At 37.2% G+C, this 6,012-nt stretch carries 6 protein-coding genes; all 6 read right to left on the bottom strand.

All coding sequences use genetic code 11. The annotated features are described in order from the left end of the window. Positions 1 to 866: 866 nt before the first annotated feature. Positions 867 to 1,139, bottom strand: coding sequence for a hypothetical protein (locus tag ACQKMV_RS21360; RefSeq protein ID WP_427506342.1), 273 nt, complete (start codon positions 1,137 to 1,139; stop codon positions 867 to 869). 290 nt (positions 1,140 to 1,429) lie between these two features. Continuing rightward, positions 1,430 to 2,932, bottom strand: a complete 1,503-nt coding sequence (lysS, locus tag ACQKMV_RS21355) for a lysine--tRNA ligase (RefSeq protein WP_427426639.1) — start codon at positions 2,930 to 2,932, stop codon at positions 1,430 to 1,432. 184 nt (positions 2,933 to 3,116) lie between these two features. Then, entirely contained in the window at positions 3,117 to 4,157 is a 1,041-nt protein-coding gene (gene dusB, locus ACQKMV_RS21350) for a tRNA dihydrouridine synthase DusB (RefSeq protein WP_427506340.1), read from the bottom strand. A gap of 107 nt (positions 4,158 to 4,264) precedes the next feature. Beyond that, positions 4,265 to 4,786 carry a 2-amino-4-hydroxy-6-hydroxymethyldihydropteridine diphosphokinase gene (folK, locus tag ACQKMV_RS21345; RefSeq protein WP_427506339.1) on the bottom strand — a complete coding sequence of 174 codons (522 nt, stop codon included), beginning with the start codon at positions 4,784 to 4,786 and terminating at the stop codon, positions 4,265 to 4,267. Continuing rightward, the gene (gene folB, locus ACQKMV_RS21340; protein ID WP_427506337.1) at positions 4,786 to 5,151 is read right to left on the bottom strand and encodes a dihydroneopterin aldolase; all 366 of its coding nucleotides are present in this window, start codon (positions 5,149 to 5,151) and stop codon (positions 4,786 to 4,788) included. The genes folK and folB overlap by 1 nt, the downstream gene beginning before the upstream one ends. Then, a complete protein-coding gene (gene folP / locus ACQKMV_RS21335) occupies positions 5,151 to 6,005 on the bottom strand; it encodes a dihydropteroate synthase (protein ID WP_427506336.1) in 855 nt (284 codons plus the stop codon). The genes folB and folP overlap by 1 nt, the downstream gene beginning before the upstream one ends. Between the last annotated feature and the right edge of the window lie 7 nt (positions 6,006 to 6,012).

Below are 6,012 nucleotides of genomic sequence, written 5' to 3'. Positions count from 1 at the left end.
CCTGAGCCAGGATCAAACTCTCCATAAAAAGAAATTTGATTAGCTCAAATTGTTTTGCTGGCATCATGTTTGATGTCCAAAATTTTGTTTCGTTCGCTAACTCAAGGTTAGCTACTAAAAACTTTATTGATTACGTTTTGCTTGTTCAGTTTTCAAGGTTCATTTCGTTGTCTTTTTATTCAACAACTTTTATAGTATAACATTTCTTGTTTTTGTTGTCAACTCTTTTTTAGAAGTTTTTTTACTCCGTTTCAAAAGCAACAACTCTTATATAATATCACTCTCGGATTTAGATGTCAACATCTTTATTTGATGTTTTTTCGAATCCATTTTTGTTTCTTGCGTCGTCTTAACGACAAGTAATAATTTATCACGATTCTAATACAACCGCAAGTGTTTTTTTCTATAAAATTATCTCTTTTTATAAAAATAGAATAAGAAAGCTATTTCGCGTTTTTTCGAGCATTAAATAATTCTTGTGATCTTCTAGCTATCACTTTATTTGTTTTACTATACATCTCTTTCTTATAAATCTCAATAAACTAAATAAGAAGAGTTTTACTTCGATCAATGTATAGTCCTATACTTTCTTAAGCTTTCCTTGATAAAACATCTAAGATCCTACACATTAGAACGCGCCACTACCTTAACAAATACTCAATCATGAAAAAAGGAGCCAAAGTGGTTTTCCTACACCTCGACTCCTACTTATTCATCTTTATTACTTTTTTAAGTTTATTGTTCCGCCACATAACACTAAAAAGAAAGCGGGATAAGATACAACTGTAAGTTCCCTTTTCAATTGCGGAATTCAAAATTGAAAGGTTTGTTTTTTTAAACTTAAATCAAAAAATCTACTAATTTAATTAATTGTTTTCTTTATCAGCTACATCTAGGCACCAAGAGAAATTATCCCACGCCGAATACCAGCCACTGAAAATTTCAGAGGAATCATCCCAACGGACATCGAATTTCTTCTGACCGTTTATATCCACTAAATATAAAGTAAGAGTTGGATCTGACTTAGAAACCGCTAATTTCATACCATGTTCAAGCTCTTCTTCAGTTAACAGAACATCTGAAACTGAGCGTACTTGTGCCTGTTCAAATACTTGTTTGTTAAAGATTTTATAATTCATTATAAGCCTCCAATAAAACTTCTGATAATGTCTATTTCTACTTTATTTGAAAATTATAGAACTCTAAAAGTATACCCTATATTCATTCATCATTTAAACCTCTACTTAATTGTTTCTAATATAAACTTTTCAAACATTAATACTCGCAACAAAACAAAACAGGAGTCTTAGTGTTTCTCTTGCACCTCGACTCCTGCTTATACACGATTGCTTCTTGAAGCTATTTTTTCTAGTTCTACTACAACTTCTTTATCCCAAGCAGCAGTCATGCTATATCCTTTTTAAAACAATTATTTAGTAATATGACGCATTGTAGGGAATAATAATACGTCGCGAATTGATGGTGAATTTGTAAGAAGCATGATTAAACGGTCGATACCAATACCTAATCCACCTGTCGGAGGCATACCGTATTCTAATGCTTCAATGAAATCATTGTCCATTTCGTGTGCTTCATCATTACCAGCAGCTTTTTCAGCTAATTGAGCTTCAAAGCGCTCACGTTGGTCAATAGGATCATTTAGTTCTGTAAAGGCATTTGCATGCTCACGTCGAACGATAAATAGTTCGAAACGGTCTGTGAAACGCTCGTCCTCTGGATTTTTCTTTGCTAGAGGTGAGATTTCTACTGGATGACCATAAACAAATGTAGGTTGAACAAGAGTCTCCTCAATCTTTTGCTCGAAGAACTCGTTAATAATATGCCCTACCTCATGTGTTTCTTTAACTTCTACCCCATGTTCTTTAGCAAGTGCTTGAGCTTGCTCCTTAGTCATAGGTTGCCAGAAGTCTACACCTGTAGCTTCTTTTACTGCATCTACCATATGAACTCGTTTCCAACCTACAGCAAGATTAATTTCATCTTCACCGTATTGAACTGTAGTAGTACCTAAAACTTCTTGAGCTACATGAGCAATAAGGTTTTCTGTTAGAGACATAATATCTTTGTAGTCTGCATACGCTTCATACAGCTCTATCATTGTGAATTCAGGATTGTGGCGTGTTGAAATCCCTTCATTTCGGAAAACACGACCAATTTCATACACTTTCTCTAGTCCACCAACAATTAGACGTTTCAAATGCAGTTCGATTGCAATACGCATATATAATTCCATATCAAGTGCATTATGGTGTGTAATAAACGGACGAGCCGCTGCACCACCAGCAATTGTATGAAGCATTGGTGTTTCTACTTCTAAATATCCTGCGTTATCTAAATAATTGCGAATAGCACGGATAATTTTAGAACGTGTAATGAATGTTGTTTTACTATCCTCATTCGTCATTAAATCTAAATAACGTTGACGATAACGTTGTTCAACATCTTGTAAGCCATGGAATTTTTCCGGCATAGGGCGTAGAGCTTTTGATAGGAATGTAAATTCTTCAGCTTTTACTGAAAGCTCACCTACTTGTGTTCGGAATACATTACCACGAATCCCTACGATATCACCTAGGTCAGCTTGTTTAAATAATTCATATGCTTCTTCGCCAACATGATCTTGACGTACGTAAATTTGAATTTGGCCACCTAGATCTTGAATATGTGCAAAGCCAGCTTTTCCTTTACCACGTTTCGTCATAATACGACCCGCAATAATTACCTCTTGTAGGTTTTCTTCTAGCTGCTCTTTTGTTTGATCTGCAAATTGTTCACGCACTTCTGTTGATAAATGCGTACGTTCAAAACGACTACCAAATGGATCTTGACCATTTTCTCGAATAGTCGTCATTTTTTGGCGTCTCACCAAAAGCTGATCATTTAATTCTTCTATGTTTGACACTTGTTTCACTCCTTATTAAATTGTCCGCGTTACGTTTACGTCCATAATATTTCTATTGTACACAATTTTTTTGCTGTAATCATCTGTTTCGATTTAATTTCCATAAGAGAAGAAATGATTAATAATTCTAAAAATTGATGTTGGCAGAAAAATAGACGTCTCAAAACGAACAGCGAGACGTCTATTCAATGTATTAAAGAATTAATTCTGTTGCTTCTGGTACTATTAATTTAGATTCAAGCTCTTCATAGTCTTGTACAATTCCATTTAATAGCGCACGAAGCTCTACCGCTGTTTCTGTTTGGTTAATCGCTTTACGTGCTTTACCATTACCGCGAATACCTTTTAAATACCATGAAGCATGTTTACGCATTTCACGTACCGCCACACCTTCTCCTTTTAATTGCATAAGGCGTTCAAAGTGAAGCAAACACACATCAATTTTTTCACGTACACTTGGCTCTTCCTTTAGCTCACCAGTTTCAAGGTATTGAACTGTACGATAAATCATCCATGGATTACCTAAAGCAGCGCGTCCAATCATTACTGCATCTACCCCAGTAGTATCAAGCATACGTTTTGCATCTTGAGGAGTTTCTACATCACCATTACCCAGCACAGGAATTTTTACATTTTCCTTCACTTGACGAATGAAATCCCAATTTGCTTTTCCTTCGTACATTTGTACACGTGTACGCCCATGAACAGCTACTGCTGAAGCACCAGCACGTTCGGCAGCTTGTGCGTTCTCAACAGCAAAGATATGCTCGTCATCCCAACCAATACGCATCTTTACGCTGACAGGTTTTTTTACTGCATCTACAACAGCCGCTACCATTTCATATAATTTATTCGGATCTAAAAGTAAACGAGCGCCCGCTTCACATTTAATAATTTTATTAACTGGGCAGCCCATATTAATATCGATAATATCGGCAGTTGTGTTTTCATCTACATACTTGGCCGCTTCTACTAGTGTCGTCTTATCACCACCGAAAATTTGCAAAGAAAGTGGATTTTCACGCTCATCGATATAAAGCATGCCTAGTGTTTTTTCGTTCTTCTGGACAATCCCTTTATCACTAATCATTTCTGCATATACTAGCCCTGCTCCGAACTCCTTGACTGTTAAACGGAAAGCAGAGTTACAAATTCCGGCCATTGGCGCTAATACAACACGGTTGTCCATGACTATATCGCCAATTTGAAACGGCTTCTCAGTTGCCTGACTCAACGTTGTTTTCCTCCTTCTATAGGTTTTCACCTATTTCTATATATATATATATCTATCAGTTATAGGCAATCAATACACCAATAATCTTTGACTACCGGATTAGAAACTTAATTAACGGACTGCATAATTTCCAGCTCTGCTGATGCTTGCCATAAAGTTACGCCTTCCTCTTCGCAATCCATCTGTTGCATTATATCATGTGCCCTTTGCAGCTGTTTTCCAGCTGGTGCAGGCGTAATTTCTATCAGTGGTACTAATACGAAAGCACGCTCATACATTCTTGGATGCGGAACAATTAAGCACTCTGTTTCAATATTTTCGTGATTGTAGAGCAAGATGTCAAGGTCAATGATTCGAGGGCCCCATCGAAATTCGCGAACACGCCCTAATTCACTTTCAACCCATTGGCAAGTTTTCAGCATTTCGGCAGATGAATAACTCGTTTTAATATGAACAGCAATATTTAAAAAGTCTGCTTGGTCAGTGTAGCCTACAGCAGCTGTTTCATAAACTGAAGAAATATGAACAACTTCAATTTCCCTTTTGTCCGTTAAAAATTTAACAGCATGTTGTAGGTTTTCCAATCGATCTCCCATATTTGTTCCGATCGATAAATACACATCATTCATTAGTAATCACCTCTCGTTACCTCCACTGACACCTCTTTATAATAGCCATGGATTGGTGGGTCTGGTTTAATAAGTTCCACACGAACACCCTTAACCTTCTCTGAGTATGTCTCTAAAATACTATTTGCTATTTTTGATACAAGTGCTTCAATAAGCTTGAACGGCTCGCCTTCTACGATATCACGGCACAATGCATATACCTCTGCATAGTTCACCGTATAATCCAAGTCATCAGTCTCTCCAGCCTTTGTCATATCTACAGCAAGTGAAACATTGGCACGGAAGCGTTGACCAAGTGTTGTTTCAGCTACTAAGACACCGTGATAGCCGTAAAACTGCATATCTTTTAAATGAATGTAGTCCATCACGCTTCCTCCTTATAGATTCGCTTACCAACTAAAATATCAGCCATATGTGTAGCTCGTGCCATTTCCTTTACATCATGCACACGAATCATATGGCAGCCTTTTTCAATACCGTAAACAACCGTTGCTCCTGTTCCTTCTAAACGCTCCTCAACTGGTAGCTTTAAGACATTACCAATCATTGATTTACGTGAAGTAGCTAACAAAACAGGATAACCCATTGCAACTAAGTCATCTAAATGCTGCATCATTTCTATATTTTGAGCGGTAGTTTTCGCAAAGCCTATGCCCGGATCTAAAATAATATGGCTATCTGGTATACCTGCATCCCTGGCAATAGCAATACTCTTCTCTAAGTCGGCCTTTGCCGCCATCCAGAAGTTAGCACCATAATCAGTGTTGTCTCGATTATGCATTAAAATAATCGGTACATTTAAATCTGCAGCAACATGAGCGATCTCAGGTTCAGCTTGCGCTCCCCAAATATCATTAATAATATGCGCACCGGCTTCAATGGCTGCACGAGCTACATTCGCTTTATACGTATCAACCGATATAACTGCTGGCACTTCGGCTACTAAAGCTTGAATAACTGGTACAATTCGTGCAATTTCATCTTCATCAGAAATACGTTCATAACCTGGGCGTGTTGATTCTCCGCCAACGTCAATAATTTTAGCGCCTTCAGCTACCATTTTTTTCGCTTGTGCAACAGCCTCTTCAACGTTATTGTATTTTCCTCCATCTGAAAATGAATCCGGTGTGACATTTAAAATACCCATCACAAAAGTTTCTGCTGTATAGTCTAACGTGATACCGTTAATAGTTAATGGTGTTGTATATTTTTCTAGCATGTTAACT

Origin of the sequence: Lysinibacillus sp. NPDC094403 (genome assembly GCF_050278745.1) — a bacterium.
In the GTDB taxonomy this organism is placed as follows: domain Bacteria; phylum Bacillota; class Bacilli; order Bacillales_A; family Planococcaceae; genus Lysinibacillus.
This window is presented reverse-complemented; position numbering and strand designations above follow the sequence as displayed.

Coding starts and splice junctions, on each gene's coding strand:
- ACQKMV_RS21360 (WP_427506342.1), bottom strand. CDS start 1,139: ATGAATTATAAAATCTTTAACAAACAAGTATTTGAACAGGCACAAGTA.
- folK (WP_427506339.1), bottom strand. CDS start 4,786: ATGAATGATGTGTATTTATCGATCGGAACAAATATGGGAGATCGATTG.
- folB (WP_427506337.1), bottom strand. CDS start 5,151: ATGGACTACATTCATTTAAAAGATATGCAGTTTTACGGCTATCACGGT.
- folP (WP_427506336.1), bottom strand. CDS start 6,005: ATGCTAGAAAAATATACAACACCATTAACTATTAACGGTATCACGTTA.